At 60.2% G+C, this 16,183-nt stretch carries 19 protein-coding genes; 1 reads left to right on the top strand and 18 read right to left on the bottom strand.

Going from position 1 to position 16,183, the window contains the following annotated elements; all coding sequences use genetic code 11:
• Nucleotides 1-54 precede the first annotated feature (54 nt).
• The 18 genes from bamB to trmJ all read right to left on the bottom strand — a co-directional run bounded on the left by bamB (nucleotide 55) and on the right by trmJ (nucleotide 15,211).
• Nucleotides 55-1,206, bottom strand: a complete 1,152-nt coding sequence (gene bamB, locus WBR57_RS08600) for an outer membrane protein assembly factor BamB (protein ID WP_424083462.1) — start codon at nucleotides 1,204-1,206, stop codon at nucleotides 55-57.
• Nucleotides 1,199-1,840 (bottom strand): YfgM family protein, encoded by a 642-nt coding sequence (locus tag WBR57_RS08595; RefSeq protein ID WP_424083461.1) that lies wholly within the window; start codon nucleotides 1,838-1,840, stop codon nucleotides 1,199-1,201. The genes bamB and WBR57_RS08595 overlap by 8 nt, the downstream gene beginning before the upstream one ends.
• Before the next feature lie 41 nt (nucleotides 1,841-1,881).
• On the bottom strand, nucleotides 1,882-3,171 hold the full coding sequence (hisS, locus tag WBR57_RS08590) for a histidine--tRNA ligase (RefSeq protein ID WP_424083460.1): 1,290 nt from the start codon (nucleotides 3,169-3,171) through the stop codon (nucleotides 1,882-1,884).
• 23 nt (nucleotides 3,172-3,194) lie between these two features.
• Nucleotides 3,195-4,304 (bottom strand): flavodoxin-dependent (E)-4-hydroxy-3-methylbut-2-enyl-diphosphate synthase, encoded by a 1,110-nt coding sequence (gene ispG / locus WBR57_RS08585; RefSeq protein WP_122720285.1) that lies wholly within the window; start codon nucleotides 4,302-4,304, stop codon nucleotides 3,195-3,197.
• Nucleotides 4,305-4,306: 2 nt separating this feature from the next.
• Nucleotides 4,307-5,290 carry a RodZ domain-containing protein gene (locus WBR57_RS08580; RefSeq protein WP_424083459.1) on the bottom strand — a complete coding sequence of 328 codons (984 nt, stop codon included), beginning with the start codon at nucleotides 5,288-5,290 and terminating at the stop codon, nucleotides 4,307-4,309.
• Nucleotides 5,290-6,048 carry a type IV pilus biogenesis/stability protein PilW gene (gene pilW, locus WBR57_RS08575; protein ID WP_424083458.1) on the bottom strand — a complete coding sequence of 253 codons (759 nt, stop codon included), beginning with the start codon at nucleotides 6,046-6,048 and terminating at the stop codon, nucleotides 5,290-5,292. Before pilW ends, WBR57_RS08580 begins: the two co-directional genes overlap by 1 nt.
• Nucleotides 6,049-6,060: 12 nt before the next feature.
• Entirely contained in the window at nucleotides 6,061-7,209 is a 1,149-nt protein-coding gene (gene rlmN / locus WBR57_RS08570; protein ID WP_424083457.1) for a 23S rRNA (adenine(2503)-C(2))-methyltransferase RlmN, read from the bottom strand.
• Nucleotides 7,210-7,238: 29 nt separating this feature from the next.
• The gene (gene ndk, locus WBR57_RS08565) at nucleotides 7,239-7,664 is read right to left on the bottom strand and encodes a nucleoside-diphosphate kinase (protein ID WP_003175956.1); all 426 of its coding nucleotides are present in this window, start codon (nucleotides 7,662-7,664) and stop codon (nucleotides 7,239-7,241) included.
• A 92-nt stretch (nucleotides 7,665-7,756) separates the two neighbouring features.
• Nucleotides 7,757-7,957 carry a Fe-S cluster assembly protein IscX gene (gene iscX / locus WBR57_RS08560; protein ID WP_424083456.1) on the bottom strand — a complete coding sequence of 67 codons (201 nt, stop codon included), beginning with the start codon at nucleotides 7,955-7,957 and terminating at the stop codon, nucleotides 7,757-7,759.
• A gap of 14 nt (nucleotides 7,958-7,971) precedes the next feature.
• Nucleotides 7,972-8,313: an ISC system 2Fe-2S type ferredoxin gene (gene fdx, locus WBR57_RS08555; protein ID WP_015885743.1), complete on the bottom strand. Its 342-nt coding sequence runs from the start codon at nucleotides 8,311-8,313 to the stop codon at nucleotides 7,972-7,974.
• A 3-nt stretch (nucleotides 8,314-8,316) separates the two neighbouring features.
• Nucleotides 8,317-10,179: a Fe-S protein assembly chaperone HscA gene (gene hscA / locus WBR57_RS08550; protein WP_424083455.1), complete on the bottom strand. Its 1,863-nt coding sequence runs from the start codon at nucleotides 10,177-10,179 to the stop codon at nucleotides 8,317-8,319.
• A gap of 51 nt (nucleotides 10,180-10,230) precedes the next feature.
• A complete protein-coding gene (gene hscB, locus WBR57_RS08545; protein ID WP_424083454.1) occupies nucleotides 10,231-10,752 on the bottom strand; it encodes a co-chaperone HscB in 522 nt (173 codons plus the stop codon).
• An 8-nt stretch (nucleotides 10,753-10,760) separates the two neighbouring features.
• Nucleotides 10,761-11,084 (bottom strand): iron-sulfur cluster assembly protein IscA, encoded by a 324-nt coding sequence (gene iscA, locus WBR57_RS08540; RefSeq protein ID WP_003175963.1) that lies wholly within the window; start codon nucleotides 11,082-11,084, stop codon nucleotides 10,761-10,763.
• Nucleotides 11,085-11,112: 28 nt separating this feature from the next.
• Complete coding sequence (iscU, locus tag WBR57_RS08535; RefSeq protein WP_003175965.1) at nucleotides 11,113-11,499, bottom strand: Fe-S cluster assembly scaffold IscU; 387 nt, start codon at nucleotides 11,497-11,499, stop codon at nucleotides 11,113-11,115.
• A gap of 99 nt (nucleotides 11,500-11,598) precedes the next feature.
• A complete protein-coding gene (locus WBR57_RS08530) occupies nucleotides 11,599-12,813 on the bottom strand; it encodes an IscS subfamily cysteine desulfurase (protein WP_017530022.1) in 1,215 nt (404 codons plus the stop codon).
• 47 nt (nucleotides 12,814-12,860) lie between these two features.
• Nucleotides 12,861-13,352, bottom strand: coding sequence for a Fe-S cluster assembly transcriptional regulator IscR (iscR, locus tag WBR57_RS08525; RefSeq protein ID WP_003194020.1), 492 nt, complete (start codon nucleotides 13,350-13,352; stop codon nucleotides 12,861-12,863).
• Between the two features lie 303 nt (nucleotides 13,353-13,655).
• Nucleotides 13,656-14,438, bottom strand: a complete 783-nt coding sequence (cysE, locus tag WBR57_RS08520; RefSeq protein WP_424083453.1) for a serine O-acetyltransferase — start codon at nucleotides 14,436-14,438, stop codon at nucleotides 13,656-13,658.
• A 2-nt stretch (nucleotides 14,439-14,440) separates the two neighbouring features.
• Nucleotides 14,441-15,211, bottom strand: a complete 771-nt coding sequence (gene trmJ / locus WBR57_RS08515; protein ID WP_424083452.1) for a tRNA (cytosine(32)/uridine(32)-2'-O)-methyltransferase TrmJ — start codon at nucleotides 15,209-15,211, stop codon at nucleotides 14,441-14,443.
• A 145-nt stretch (nucleotides 15,212-15,356) separates the two neighbouring features.
• Between trmJ and suhB the strand changes: the two genes are divergently transcribed.
• Nucleotides 15,357-16,172, top strand: coding sequence for an inositol-phosphate phosphatase (gene suhB, locus WBR57_RS08510; RefSeq protein WP_003175971.1), 816 nt, complete (start codon nucleotides 15,357-15,359; stop codon nucleotides 16,170-16,172).
• Nucleotides 16,173-16,183 lie beyond the last annotated feature (11 nt).

Here is a 16,183-nt window from a genome sequence, read left to right as displayed (position 1 = left end):
TGCCGCATGCCCCGCCGAAGCGGGGCCGCCTGGGTGTTACCCCAAGCATAGTTCTTACTTGATGGTCAGGGCTTCCAGCTTGCCGCTGTTGCCAAACACATAAAGCATGTTACCCACCACCAGCGGACGGGCACGCAGGCCGTCGCTGTCGATACGCTCACGACCTACAAAGCGACCGTCCACCTGGCTCAGCAGGTGCAGATAACCTTCGAAGTCGCCTACCGCTACGTAGCTGGAGAAGACTTCCGGGGCCGACAGTTGACGACGGGCCAGGGAGTCGTTGCTCCACAATGCAGTGGTGGAACGCTCGTCGACACTTTCAACGGTGCCGGACGCCAGGCTTACGTAGACGCTGCCGAACCCTTGGGCGACACCGGCGTAGCTGGAAGCATCACGCTGCCAGTTGACGCGACCGCTCTGCAGGTCCAGTGCGGCAACGCGGCCCTGGTAAGTGGCGACGTAGAGGGTTTCGCCCGACAGCAGCAGGCCGCCGTCGATGTCCACTACGCGGTCCAGCTCGGAACGACCTTGCGGGATAGCCACACGGGTTTCCCAGGCCGGCACGCCGTTCTGGGTGTTCAGGGCGACCACTTTACCGGTCGACAGGCCCGCAACGGCCAGATTGTTGGTCACAATCGGACCACTGGTGCCGCGCAGGGTCAATACCGCGGGTGTGCTGTCGTACAACCAGCGCTGTTCGCCAGTGCTGGCGTCAAGGCCGATGACACGGTCGTCCTGGGTCTGCACCACGACGATATCGCCGTTGGTGGCAGGCGGTGCGAGCACTTCACTGGTCACGCGAGCGCGCCATTTTTCTTCACCGGTGCTGGAGTCCAGCGCCACGACTTCGCCTTTCAGCGTGCCGAGCATGACCATGCCATAACCCACGCCTACGGCGCCGGACACTGGCAATTCGAGGTCTTTCTTCCACTTCACGTCGCCGTTCATGCGATCCATGGAGACCACCACGCCGGTGACGTCAGCGGCCACAATGCTGTCACCGTCGATTGCCGGGACCAACATGTTGTAGGTGTCGCCCTGGCCGTCGCCGATGGAGCGGCTCCATTGCTTTTGCAGGACCACTTCTTCTTTGAAGGTGGTCAGCTCGGCCGGAGGCAGTTCTTTTTTACTGTTGCTGCTGCAACCCGCGGCCAGAACGGCCAGAGCCAGCAATGCTGCATGTTTCCAACGGATCACGTCACGCATCCCCTTTGGCCAAGTCGTCCAGCTTGATTTGTAAGCCACCGACCGCCGCTTCATCAGACAGCGCCGCCTTGGCTTTTTGGTACGCAGCATTGGCTTCGTCGGTACGACCCAATTGGACCAGGAGGTCGCCCTTGAGCTCTTCACGAGTGGCTACAAATGCCTTGTCAGCATCGCCGTCGAGCAGTTTGAGTGCTTCGTCAGCCTTGTTCTGTGCCGCCAATACCTGAGCCAGGCGCTGACGTGCGATTTCACCCAGGGTCGGGTTGGTCGGTTTGTCGGCGATGGCCTTCAGCTCGGTGGCTGCGTCATCCAGCTTGCCGGTGTCGACCGCGACTTTCGCGACGAACAGGCTACCGTATTGGGCGTAGGCAGTACCGCCAAATTCGTTCTTCAGCTTGCCGGCCAGGTCTGCCACCTGGGCAGGGTCAGGCTTGCCGTCAGGCGTCAGCGTGGTTTCCAGCAGTTGCTGGTAGAGAATCGAGGCGCCCTGGGACTGGTTGGCCTGATACTTGGTCCAGGCTTGCCAGCCGAACACCACCACTAAAGCCAGCAGGCCGCCAGTAACCAGGGGCTTGCCGTTACGCTGCCACCAGTCTTTGAACTCGGCCAGCTGCTCATCATCAGTACTCGACACCCCAATACTCCTTAATCGCTAAATTCGGCTGTTCGACAGCTTCAACCCTGCACGACGCAGGTGGCCAAGTGCGCGGCGAGCGCATCAAAGGCAATGTTCTGTTGCTCGCCCTGGCCACGCAGGGGTTTGAAACCTATCACTTGCTGGGCCAGCTCGTCATCGCCGAGGATCAGTGCATACAGCGCACCGCTCTTGTCGGCCTTCTTGAACTGGCTCTTGAAGCTGCCAGCGCCGGCATTGACCTGCAGGCGCAGGTTCGGCAGTTGGTCACGTACTTTTTCGCTCAGGGCCAGGGCTGCCAGTTCGGCGGCCTCGCCAAAGGCGCACAGGTACACGTCCACCTGACGCGAGATTTCTTCCTGGACCTGCTCCAGGGTCTCGAGCAGCAGGATCAGCCGCTCGATGCCCATGGCAAAACCTACGCCCGTGGTCGGCTTGCCGCCCATCTGCTCGACCAGGCCGTCGTAACGGCCACCGGCACATACGGTGCCCTGGGCGCCGAGCTTGCCGGTGACCCACTCGAATACGGTCTTGCTGTAGTAATCGAGGCCGCGCACCAGCTTCGGGTTGATCACGTACGGAATACCGGCCGCATCCAGGCGAGCCTTGAGGCCCTCGAAGTGCGCGCGGGATTCGTCGTCCAGGTAGTCGGCCATCTTCGGCGCGTCGACCAGCACAGCCTGGGTGTCGGCGTTCTTGGTATCGAGCACGCGCAACGGGTTGGTTTTCAGACGGCGCTGGCTGTCTTCGTCGAGTTTGTCCAGATGGGCGGACAGGTAGTCGACCAGGGCCACGCGGTAGCGGCCCCGGGATTCGCTGGTGCCCAGGCTGTTGAGTTCGAGTTTTACCGCGTCGCGGATGCCCAGCAGGCCCCACAGGCGCCAGGTCATCACGATCAGCTCGGCGTCGATGTCCGGGCCATCAAGATTGAAGACTTCCAGGCCGATCTGGTGGAACTGGCGATACCGGCCTTTCTGCGGACGCTCGTGGCGGAACATCGGGCCGATGTACCAGAGTTTCTGGGGCTGGCCGCCACCGGTGAGGCCATGCTCGAGCACAGCACGCACGCACGCGGCGGTACCTTCCGGACGCAGGGTCAGGGAGTCGCCGTTGCGGTCTTCAAAGGTGTACATCTCTTTTTCGACGATGTCGGTCACTTCACCGATGGAGCGCTTGAACAGCTCGGTGAACTCGACGATCGGCATGCGGATCTGCTTGTAACCGTAGTTATCCAGCAGGCGCGCGACCGTGCTCTCGAAGTAGCGCCACAGCGGCGTCTGCTCCGGCAGGATGTCGTTCATGCCACGAATGGCTTGCAGAGACTTGCTCACATCAAATCCTTAAATTCGTTCAATCAGCCGCGCGCGATCAGCGCTGCGTCAGCTGCGACCTTTTCGGCCGCTTTCTGGCGGATCAGCTTTTCCAGCTCATCCACCAGATTGTCATTCGTCAATTTCTGCGACGGCTTGCCGTCGATGTAAATCAGGTTCGGTGTACCGCCGGTCAGCCCCACGTGCGCCTCTTTGGCTTCACCCGGGCCGTTGACCACACAACCGATCACCGCCACATCCAGCGGCACCAGCAGGTCTTCGAGGCGCAACTCCAGATCGTTCATGGTTTTCACCACGTCGAAGTTCTGCCGCGAGCAGCTTGGGCAGGCAATGAAGTTGATGCCACGGGACCGCAAACGCAGGGATTTGAGAATGTCGTAACCGACCTTCACTTCCTCCACCGGGTCTGCCGCGAGGGAGATGCGGATGGTATCGCCAATCCCTTCGGCGAGCAGCATACCGAGACCCACCGCAGATTTCACTGTGCCTGAACGTAAACCGCCCGCCTCAGTGATACCCAAGTGCAGTGGCTGCACGATTTCCTTGGCCAGCAGGCGGTAGGCTTCTACCGCCATGAACACGTCGGAGGCCTTTACGCTGACCTTGAAGTCCTGGAAATTCAGGCGTTCAAGGTGTTCAACGTGGCGCAGCGCCGACTCGACCAGCGCCGCCGGGGTAGGCTCGCCGTATTTCTTTTGCAGGTCTTTTTCCAGGGAGCCGGCGTTGACGCCGATGCGGATTGGAATGCCACGATCACGCGCAGCATCCACCACAGCGCGTACACGGTCTTCGCGACCGATGTTGCCCGGGTTGATACGCAGGCAGTCCACACCCAGTTCGGCCACGCGCAGTGCGATCTTGTAGTCGAAATGAATGTCGGCAACCAGCGGCACCTTGACCAACTGCTTGATGCGGCCGAAGGCTTCGGCGGCGTCCATGTCCGGCACGGACACGCGCACGATGTCCACGCCGGCGGCTTCCAGACGATTGATCTGGGCGACGGTGGCGGCCACGTCATTGGTGTCGCTGTTGGTCATGCTCTGGACTGCGATGGGGGCATCGCCACCCACCGGCACCGAGCCGACCCAGATCTTGCGCGATACGCGACGTTTGATTGGAGATTCGCCGTGCATGACTATTGTCCCAACTTGAGGCGAGCGGTCTCGCCACTGGTGAACGGCGCCACGTCCACAGGCTGGCCGTTGTAGGCCACTTGCGCGCCACGGGCAAAGCCCAGACGCAGCGTCAAAGGAGGCTTGCCGCCCTGGTCAAGAGTATCTCCCTTACGCTTCAGACCGCTGAACAGCACTTTGCCGTTGCCATCGGTGACTTGCGTCCAGCAGTCAGCGATGAAGGTAATCTGGATATGCCCATCACCGGCGATCAACGCAGGGGTGGTGGGTGGCGACATCGCAGGCGCTGCCGGGGCGACGGGTGCGGTGGTCGTGGGTGCCTGGGCCGGAGCTGCCGGGGTATGGGCCTGGGCGGCTGGAGTAGTCGGTGTGGCAGGTACTGGCACAGTTGTCGGGGCAACCGGGACTGTTTCTGTCACTGATGGCTCGGCGCCTGGCGCTTCGGGCGCGGCCTGGCTTTCAGCGACGGCCTGGTCTTCCGGCTCATCCAACGGATGAATCTGGGTGGTGCCGTCGGCGCTTTCGACTTCGACGTGCTCCATGGCGTTGCTGGTCAGGTCCTTGGTGCGCTGGGACGTCTGGTCTTGCCACCAGACAAAACCGCCGCCGATCACGGCGATCAGCAGCAACAGGCTGACAATACGCAAAATCGTGTGGGACACCCGCACCGGCTCTTCGATACGCCCCAGACCATGGACATTGCTGCCCTGGGAATCGGTACCGGTGAACTGGTCGAATTCCTGTACCAGCACGGCCTGGTCGATGCCCAGCAACTTGGCGTAGGCACGGATATAGCCGCGGGCGAAGGTATGCCCAGGCAGCTTGTCGAACGCGCCGGCTTCCAGGTTGCCCAGGGATGTGGTGGTCAAATTGAGCTTGAGGGCCACTTCTGCCAGCGACCAACCATTGCTTTCGCGGGCCTGACGCAAGGTCTCGCCTGGGTTTACGCGATTAGCTGCTACAACTTCCGGGTGCGCCGCTTTCATTATTGCTCCGACAGGTATTGCTGATATTCCGGCGTACCGGGATAGAGTCGTTCGAGTTGCTGGCCATAACGTGCGGCCTTGTCGCGTTCTTCATGAACCGTCGCCAGGCGCACACCAAGCAATAGACTACGTGCATTTTGCCCGCTGAGCAGGCTAAAACGCTCGTAATAGTCACGTGCCGGCACATAATGCCTGTCTTCGTAAGACATCTCAGCCATTTCGAGCAATGCGCGTGGCTGGCGACTGTTCAAGTGCAGGGCTTTTTCGAGGTGCTGGCGGGCGCTGTCGCGCTGGCCGAGACGCGCTGAGGTGACCCCAAGGTTCTCGAACACCCGCGAGCGTTCAGGATAGAGGGTATCGGCACTGGCTTGCTGGAAATAAAGGGCTGCCTGGTCATAACGTTTCTGCTCGAACAGGAAGCTGCCGTAGTTGTTCAGCAGCCGCGGGTCGGCAGGACGGGAAGCCAGGGCCTTGAGGAAATACTGAGCGGCCAGTTCAGGCTCGGCCTGGGCCTGGAATACCAACGCAAGCGCAGCATTGGCGTCGGCATCGTCGCCATCCAGCTCCAAGGCCTTTTTCAACGGCACCTTGGCTTGCTCGCTCATGCCTTGGCGCAGGTAACCCAAGCCCAGTTGCACATAGGCGACTCGCGCCTCGTCACGGCCCTTACCGGTTTGCAAAGGGCTGTCATGGCCCGATGAAACACATCCGGCGGCGAGGCCGGTCACAAGCAAAAGCAGCGCAAGGCGCAAGGGCATAGAGATCCTCTCTCAGATTCGATTCACAGCAATTTGCGGCAAATCTTCGGCGGCGTTAAGTTCGCGCACGGCGATATAACGTTCGCTGCGGCGGGTGCGGTCCATCACCTGCCCTACCAATTGGCCACAGGCGGCGTCGATGTCTTCACCACGGGTGGTGCGTACGGTGACGTTGTAGCCGGCCTGGTGCAGTTGATCCTGGAAACGACGGATGGCGTTGTTGCTTGGCCGCTCGTAGCCAGAATGTGGAAACGGGTTGAACGGAATCAGGTTGATCTTGCACGGGGTGTTCTTGAGCAGTTCGATCATCTCGACCGCGTGCTCGACCTTGTCGTTGACGTCCTTGAGCATGGTGTACTCAATCGTCAGCACGCGTTTCTCACCCAGGGTCGCCATGTAGCGCTGGCAAGATTCGAGCAGCATCTTAAGCGGATACTTCTTGTTGATCGGCACCAATTGGTTACGCAATGCGTCATTGGGTGCATGCAGCGACAACGCCAGGGAGACGTCGATGTGCTTGGCCAGCTCATCGATCATCGGCACCACGCCGGAGGTCGACAGGGTCACGCGGCGCTTGGAGATGCCGTAGCCCAGGTCGTCCATCATCAGGTGCATGGCCGCAATTACGTTGTCGAAGTTCAGCAGCGGCTCACCCATGCCCATCATCACCACGTTGGTGATGGCACGGTCGACGGTCGCCGGGACGCTGCCAAAGGATTTGTTGGCAATCCACACCTGGCCGATGACTTCGGCGGCGGTGAGGTTGCTATTGAAGCCTTGCTTGCCGGTGGAGCAGAAACTGCAGTCCAGGGCACAGCCTGCCTGGGACGAAACGCACAAGGTGCCGCGTTTGCCCTGGGGAATGTACACGGTCTCGACGCAGCTGCCGGACGCCACGCGCACCACCCATTTACGGGTGCCATCGCTGGAGATGTCCTCGCTGACCACTTCGGGGCCACGCACTTCAGCAATAGCCTTGAGCTTGTCGCGCAAGGCTTTGCTGACGTTCGTCATGGCGTCGAAATCGTCGACGCCAAAGTGGTGAATCCACTTCATTACCTGACCGGCACGGAAACGCTTCTCCCCGATTGAGTCGAAGAATTTCTCCATTTCCGGCTGAGTCAGACCCAGCAGGTTGGTTTTAACAGTCGATGTAGTCATGGATTCACCCTCACTCTTTAAGCCGATGCTTAGCGAGCGGTTACTTCAGTAGCAGCGAAAAAGTACGAGATTTCGCGAGCAGCGGCGGCTTCGGAGTCCGAACCGTGAACGGCGTTGGCGTCGATGGACTCAGCGAAGTCAGCACGGATGGTGCCGGCAGCCGCTTCTTTAGGGTTGGTAGCGCCCATCAGCTCACGGTTCAGAGCGATAGCGTTTTCGCCTTCCAGAACCTGAACAACAACAGGACCGGAGATCATGAAGGCAACCAGGTCGCCGAAGAAGCCACGAGCGCTGTGCTCAGCGTAGAAGCCTTCAGCTTCGGCTTTGGACAGTTGCTTGAGTTTCGAAGCTACAACCTTCAGGCCGGCTTTTTCGAAACGAGTGGTGATCTCGCCGATGACGTTTTTTGCAACAGCGTCAGGCTTGATGATGGAGAAAGTACGTTGAACAGCCATGGTGTAACTCCAGAAACGGTAATTTACGAAAAATTAAACCCGCGAATTATACGCGGGTTCTTAGGTATTGCCTAACTGCGTAAAAAGGCGGCTCAGTCTGCTTCTTCGATCCACAGGCCTTGAATTGCCTCCAGAACCTTTTCGCCACCCCGGTCAGGAATGTCGTCAAAGTCCGGCAGCGCCATCACCAGATTGCGCAGCTTGACGAAGTTCACGGTAAGAGGATTGACCTCAGGGTGAGCTTGCGCAAGTTGTATAGCGATTTCTTGTACATCAACCCATTTCAGGCTCATGACATTTCCTTGAATCAATGCGGCGCTTCGGCCGCATGGTTGAGCGAATATTTCGGAATTTCGACGGTAATGTCTTCAGTCCCGACCTTGGCCTGACAGCTTAGGCGAGAAGTCGCTTCCAGGCCCCAGGCGCGGTCCAGAAAGTCCTCTTCCAGCTCATCCGCTTCTTCGAGAGAATTGAAACCCTCGCGAATCACGCAGTGGCAGGTGGTGCAGGCGCAGACACCGCCGCAGGCGCTTTCGATTTCGATATGGTTGTCATGGGCAACTTCGAGGATGGACTTGCCGGTCTCAGCCTCAACAACCATACCGTCCGGGCAATGCTCGGCGTGTGGCAGAAAAATGACCTGCGGCATTAATTATTCCTCGATTTCATTCAGGTTGCGCCCGGCCAGTGCGGCTTTCACCGTCTGATCCATGCGGCGGGCGGCAAAGGCATCAGTGACTTGCGACAGGCGCTTGGTCTGTTGCTCGATGGCGTAACCATCGTTGCCTTTCATCAGTTCGGCCAGCTCCTGCATTTGCAGGTCGATAACCATGCGCTCTTCGGCGTCCAGCAGGCGTTCGCCATCAGCATCCAGGGCGCCCTGCACGGCTTCGAGCAGGCGCTGGGCGTCCACTTGCTGCTCGCGCAGCACGCGGGCGACCTTGTCGTCACCGGCGTACTGGAACGAATCCTTGAGCATCTTGGCAATTTCGCCGTCGGTCAGGCCGTAGGACGGCTTGACCTGGATGCTGGCTTCAACACCGGACGCCAATTCACGCGCGGCCACGCTGAGCAGGCCGTCGGCGTCGACCTGGTAGGTCACACGAATCTTCGCAGCACCCGCCACCATCGCCGGAATACCGCGCAATTCAAAGCGCGCCAGGGAGCGGCAGTCGCTGATCAGCTCGCGCTCGCCTTGCAGCACATGAATCATCATGGCCGTCTGGCCATCTTTGTAAGTCGTGAAGTCCTGGGCGCGGGCGACGGGGATGGTGGTGTTGCGCGGGATCACCTTCTCCATCAGGCCACCCATGGTTTCCAGCCCCAGGGACAGCGGAATCACGTCAAGCAGCAGCAGTTCGCCACCGTCGCGCTTGTTGCCGGCCAGAGTATCGGCCTGGATCGCGGCACCAATCGCCACCACTTGATCCGGGTCGATTTCAGTCAGCGGTTGACGGCCAAAGGCTTCGGCCACCGCGTTGCGCACGCGCGGCACACGGGTGGAACCACCGACCATGACCACGGCACCGACGTCCTCCAGTTCGATACCGGAGTCACGCACGGCGCGGCGGCAGGCTTTCAGGCTGCGGGCGACCATCGGTTCGATCAGCGCATCGAAGGCTTCGCGAGTCAGCTGGGCCGACCAAGTACCGTAGGAAACTTCAACAGAAGCAGCATCAGTCAGCGCTTCTTTGGCGGCACAGGCAGTTTGCAGCAAGTTACGCTGCGCGCCTGGGTCCAGGTCGGCGGACAAGCCTGCGCTGGTGATGATCCAACCTGCGATCGCGTGATCGAAGTCATCGCCGCCCAGGGCGCTGTCGCCACCGGTGGCCAGCACTTCAAACACACCGCCGGTGAGGCGCAGGATCGAAATATCAAACGTACCGCCGCCCAGGTCGTAGATAGCGACCACGCCTTCAGCGTGTTGGTCCAGGCCATAAGCCACAGCCGCTGCAGTCGGTTCGTTGAGCAGACGCAGCACGTTCAGGCCGGCAAGCTTCGCCGCGTCCTTGGTGGCTTGGCGTTGAGCGTCGTCGAAATAAGCCGGGACTGTAATGACCGCGCCGACCAGTTCGCCACCCAAGGTGATTTCTGCGCGCTGGCGCAGCACCTTGAGGATATCGGCCGACACTTCCACCGGGCTTTTCGGGCCCTGGACCGTGTCGATGAACGGCATATGCGATTCGCCGCCGACAAAGCGGTACGGCAGTTGGTCACCCAGTTGCTTGACGTCGGACAGGCCACGCCCCATCAAGCGCTTGACCGACAACACGGTATTCAGCGGATCGGCAGACGCGGCCAGCTTGGCCGACTCGCCGACTTCGGTGCGATCCGCGTGATAGCGCACGGCGGATGGCAGGATCACCTGGCCATCAGCGTCGGGCAGCGGCTCGGACAGGCCGCTGCGCAAGGCAGCAACCAGGGAATTGGTGGTGCCCAGGTCAATCCCCACCGCCAGGCGACGCTGGTGCGGTTGAGGGCTTTGGCCGGGTTCGGCGATTTGCAGTAGAGCCATGGTAATCAGGTCTTATCTGTCTATCAGGCGTGCATCACGGGCAGCACTGGGTTAATCGTCGAGGCGCTCTTCTAGCTGGCGCACTTCGTAGGTGAGCTTGTCGAGGAACTGCATGCGCCGCATCAGGCGTTCCGCCTGTTCACGTTGCGCGGCATCGTTCCAGCAGGCTGCGAAGCTTTCGTTGAGCTCTTCCTGGGCCACTTTCAGACGACGCTTGAAGACCGCGACACCCGCCACATCGGCTTCGCCCTGCAAGTCTTCGAGTTCTTCGCGCCACTGCATCTGCTGCATCAGAAAGTCCGGATCGTGCACCGTGACTTCAATCGGCAACTCGCCACCGTTCATCGCGAGCAAATAGCGCGCGCGCTTCGGGGGGCTTTTGAGCGTCTGATAGGCTTCGTTGAGGCTGGCCGATTGCTCCAGGGCCAGGCGTTGCTCACGCTCGGAAGCGTCAGCGAAGCGGTCCGGATGCACCCCACGCGCCAATTCACGGTAGCGCGTGGCAAGCTGCTCGAGGTCCAGCCGAAAGCTCGGCTGCAGCTCGAATAAAGCGAAATGACAAGGAGTACCCACAGATAGCCTCAGATGTTGAAGCTTTCGCCGCAGCCACATTCACCGCGTACGTTGGGGTTGTTGAACTTGAAGCCTTCGTTCAACCCTTCCTTGACGAAATCGAGTTCGGTGCCGTCCAGGTAGGTCAGGCTCTTAGGGTCGATGATCACTTTTTCGCCGTGACTCTCGAACACCTGGTCTTCCGCAACCACCTCGTCGACAAACTCCAGCACGTAGGCAAGGCCGGAACAGCCCGTGGTGCGAACACCCAGACGAATCCCCTCACCTTTACCGCGCCCATTCAGGGAGCGGCGAATGTGCTGCGCAGCCGCTTCTGTCATGCTGATAGCCATCGTTGACTCCTTACTCGTCGCCAAATGCTTAGATCAAGCCTTTCTTCTGCTTGTAGTCGCGAACGGCCGCCTTGATGGCGTCTTCTGCGAGTACCGAGCAGTGGATTTTCACTGGCGGCAGGGCCAGTTCTTCGGCCAGCTGGGTGTTGCTGATAGTCACAGCCTCATCCAGCGTCTTGCCTTTCATCCACTCGGTAGCGAGGGAGCTGGAGGCGATAGCCGAACCGCAGCCGTAGGTCTTGAATTTGGCGTCTTCGATAACGCCAGCGTCGTTGACCTTGATCTGCAGGCGCATCACATCGCCGCACGCCGGAGCGCCGACCATGCCGGTGCCGACATCAGGGTCTTCCGCGTTCATCTTGCCGACGTTGCGCGGGTTTTCGTAGTGGTCAATGACCTTTTCGCTGTAAGCCATGGTACTGAATCCTCACTCATCAGGGCCGCTCTGGAACCCTGTAAAAACGCCTGCGTTTTCCGCCACGTTCCTACAGAGCTTGGGTGGCGGCTTCTATAGTTAGTGTGCCGCCCACTCGATCTTGGAAATATCGACACCGTCTTTGTACATGTCCCACAGCGGCGACAGAACGCGCAGCTTGTTGACGGCTTCGCAGACTTTCTGCGCGGCGTAGTCGACTTGCTCTTCGGTGGTGAAACGGCCGAACGTAAAGCGGATCGAGCTGTGTGCCAGTTCGTCGTTGCGGCCAAGGGCGCGCAGTACATACGAAGGCTCAAGGGACGCCGAGGTGCAGGCCGAACCGGACGAAACCGCCAGGTCCTTGAGTGCCATGATCAGCGACTCGCCTTCGACGTAGTTGAAGCTCAAATTCAGGTTGTGCGGTACACGGGCGGTCATGCTGCCGTTGATGTACAGCTCTTCAAGGTTCTCGACCTGCTTGTAGAAGCGGTCGCTCAGGGCCTTGATGCGCACGTTTTCGGCAGCCATGTCTTCCTTGGCCACACGGAAAGCTTCGCCCATGCCCACGATCTGGTGGGTCGCCAGGGTGCCGGAACGCATGCCGCGCTCGTGACCGCCGCCGTGCATGGTGGCTTCGATGCGCACGCGTGGCTTGCGGCTCACGTACAGCGCGCCGATGCCTTTAGGGCCGTAGGTCTTGTGGGCAGAGAACGACATCAGGTCGACTTTCAGCTTGGACAGGTCGATGTCGACCTTGCCGGTGGACTGAGCGGCGTCGACGTGCAGCAGGATACCCTTGGAACGGGTCAGCTCGCCGATGGCCGCGATGTCGTTGATGGTGCCGATTTCGTTGTTCACGTGGATCACGGAAACCAGGATGGTGTCTTCACGCAGCGCGGCTTCGATCATGGCCGGGGTGACGATACCGTCGGTGGTCGGCTCGAGGTAGGTCACCTCGAAACCTTCACGTTCCAGTTGGCGCATGGTGTCGAGGACAGCCTTGTGCTCAATCTTGGTGGTGATCAGGTGTTTGCCTTTGGTCGCGTAGAAATGCGCCGCGCCCTTGATAGCCAGGTTGTCGGACTCGGTGGCACCGGAGGTCCAGACGATTTCACGCGGGTCTGCGCCCACCAGGTCTGCGACCTGGCGACGAGCATTCTCGACCGCTTCCTCGGCTTTCCAGCCGAATACGTGGGAACGGGAGGCCGGGTTGCCGAAGTTTCCGTCAACCAGCAGGCATTCGCTCATTTTTTGCGCGACACGCGGATCAACCGGGGTGGTCGCTGAGTAATCAAGGTAAATCGGCAATTTCATGGACATTCTCCTAAATCAGGCTGGCTGCGCCGTTAGCTCTGCGGCTGTCACTCGACGGCGGACGCTTCAATCTTGTCCAGACGCGGCGCCTTGGTGTTGCAACGGCGCTGGTCCTGACGCTGGGCTACTTCTTGCACCTCACGGCGAGTCACAAGATCAGCCAAGCTGATACCACTCAAAAACTCATGGATCTGCAGGCTCAAGTCACACCACAAGTGGTGGGTCAAGCAGGTGTCGCCGGCGTGGCAATCACCCAGGCCCTGGCATTTGGTCGCATCGACGGATTCGTTGACCGCGTCGATCACCTGGGCTACCTGGATGCCCTGCATGTCGCGGGACAGTTGATAGCCGCCACCCGGCCCACGCACGCTGGAAACCAGGTTGCTGCGGCGCAATTTGGCGAACAGCTGCTCAAGGTAGGACAGGGAAATGCCTTGGCGCTCGGAGATATCGGCCAGGGACACCGGCCCAGTTTGCGCGTGCAAAGCCAGGTCTAGCATGGCGGTTACCGCGTATCGGCCTTTTGTAGTCAGTCTCATGGACAAGTACCAAGGTGTTTCAGAATGGGGGCAAGTATGCGATTCCCGAGTATTTAAGTCAACTATAAGACCTAGCACTTTAGTCAGGATTACCCGTAAAAAGGGCGCGCGAATCATAGCAGGGCGGGGTGGGGACGAACAGCGGCAGCGGGGCGATGGCTCGACATCAAGACCAATGGAGATCAAATGTGGGAGGGGGACTTGCCCCCGATAGCGGTGGATCAGCCAATATATTCGGTGACTGACAGATGGCCATCGGGGGCAAGCCCCCTCCCGCATGGGCCTAGCAGCAAATGTGAGATCTCAACCAGCCTTGGTGGCGGTTTCGTGCTTGATCTCGGCGAAGTCTTCCTCGCGCAGCTCAGGCAGATCTTTCGCACAGTAGCTGCTGCCCAGCTCCTTCAGCGCGCCGCACATGCCGTCCAGCTTGCCGTCCACCGCCTGCAGGTGGTCAAGCAATTGGCCAATGGCGCGCGCCACTGGGTCGGGCATGTCTTCGCTGACACCGTAGGCATCGAAACCGATCTTCTCGGCCATGGCCTTGCGCTTGGCTTCTTGCTCATCGCCCACTTCCGGCTTGACGATGATGCGGCCGGGGATACCCACCACGGTGGCGCCAGGCGGCACAGCCTTGGTCACCACGGCATTCGAGCCGACTTTCGCGCCCGCCCCCACAGTGAACGGACCCAGCACCTTGGCGCCCGCCCCGACTACCACGCCGTTTTCCAGCGTCGGGTGACGCTTGCCTTTGTTCCAACTGGTGCCACCCAGGGTCACGCCCTGATAGAGGGTCACGTCATCGCCAATCTCTGCGGTTTCGCCGATCACGATGCCCATGCCATGGTCGATAAAGAAGCGGCGACCCACCTTGGCGCCTGGGTGAATCTCGATCCCGGTCAACCAGCGACCGAAGTTCGACACCAGCCGCGCCAGCCATTTCCAGCCCATGCCCCACAAGGCGCCGGAGAGGCGATGAATCCAGATCGCGTGCATGCCCGGGTAGCAGGTCAGCACTTCAAAGGCGTTGCGTGCTGCAGGGTCACGGTGGAAAACACTTTGGATATCTTCTCGCAAACGCTCGAACATTTTTAATCCTTCCGCTTAAGAAGCTCGCCACGGGCCGCTTTCTGGGTTTCCGTGAGGATGCCACGCAATATATTCATTTCCGCTCGGCTGACCGAGCTGCGCCCGTACAGGCGGCGCAGGCGTGCCATCAAGTGCCGTGGTTTTTCCGGATCGAGGAATTCGATGGCCACCAGGGTTTGCTCCAGGTGCTCATAGAACCGCTCCAGCTCGTCCATCGTGGCCAGCTCGCCACTTTTGGTCGATGCCACTTCATCCTTCTCAACCTTGCTCGGCTGGCCTTGGGCGGCCAGCCAGGCCATGCGCACTTCGTAACTCAACACCTGCACCGCTGCCCCGAGGTTCAACGAGCTGAACTCAGGGTCTGATGGAATGTGCACGTGGTAATGACATCGCTGCAGCTCGTCATTGGTCAGGCCGGAATCTTCACGACCAAACACCAAGGCGATTTCAGCGCCGCCAGCAGCCTCTTCGACCACTTTGGTGCCGCACTCGCGCGGGTCAAGCAGCGGCCAGGGAATACGTCGGTCGCGGGCGCTGGTGCCGAGCACCAGGTTGCAGCCGACCAGCGCGTCTTCCAGCGTGGCGACGACCTGGGCTTTTTCCAGGATGTCATTGGCGCCGGACGCACGGGCGTCGGCCTCGTGGTGCGGGAACACGCGCGGTTCGACCAGCACCAGGCGCGTCAGCCCCATGTTTTTCATGGCTCGCGCCACCCCGCCGATGTTGCCGGGATGACTGGTATTGACCAAGACGACACGAATGTTTTGCAGCAAGGGAGGCGCTCTCGGACACGGGAAAGGGGAGCAAATCTTACAGAACAGCCTAAGGTTATGCCATGAAAGCTAACGTCGTCCTTCACCTGAAGAAAGTTTCTGCTAGAATGCCCGGCTTTCTTTAACAACCTTAGGTGACACATCCATGCAGCCCATGCTGAATATCGCGCTGCGCGCCGCCCGCAGCGCCAGTGAATTGATCTTCCGCTCCATCGAGCGCCTGGATACCATCAAGGTCGACGAAAAAGACGCCAAGGATTATGTATCCGAGGTGGATCGCGCCGCCGAACAGAAAATCATCGACGCCCTGCGCAAGGCCTACCCTACCCACGGCATCCTTGGTGAAGAAACCGGCTTGCACAAAGGCAGCGGCGAAGGCGAAGACTACCTGTGGATCATCGACCCACTGGATGGCACCACCAACTTCCTGCGCGGCATCCCACACTTTGCAGTAAGCATCGCCTGCAAATACCGTGGCCGCCTGGAACACGCCGTCGTACTCGACCCGGTTCGCCAGGAAGAATTCACCGCCAGCCGCGGCCGTGGCGCCCAGCTGAACGGTCGTCGTCTGCGCGTCAGCGGTCGCACCAGCCTGGACGGCGCCCTGCTCGGCACTGGCTTCCCGTTCCGTGACGACCAGATGGACAACCTGGAAAACTACCTGGGCATGTTCCGCGCCTTGGTTGGCCAGACCGCCGGCATCCGTCGCGCCGGCGCTGCCAGCCTGGACCTGGCTTACGTGGCAGCCGGTCGTTTTGATGCGTTCTGGGAGTCGGGCTTGTCCGAGTGGGACATGGCTGCAGGCGCCCTGCTGATCCAGGAAGCCGGCGGCTTGGTGAGCGACTTCACCGGCGGTCACGACTTCCTTGAGAAAGGCCACGTTGTAGCCGGCAACACCAAATGCTTCAAGGCAGTACTGACGGCGATCCAGCCGCACCTGCCAGCCTCGCTCAAGCGCTAAGCGAGCGGGCA

Source organism: Pseudomonas sp. (assembly GCF_049590575.1).
In the GTDB taxonomy this organism is placed as follows: Bacteria; Pseudomonadota; Gammaproteobacteria; order Pseudomonadales; family Pseudomonadaceae; genus Aquipseudomonas.
This window is presented reverse-complemented; position numbering and strand designations above follow the sequence as displayed.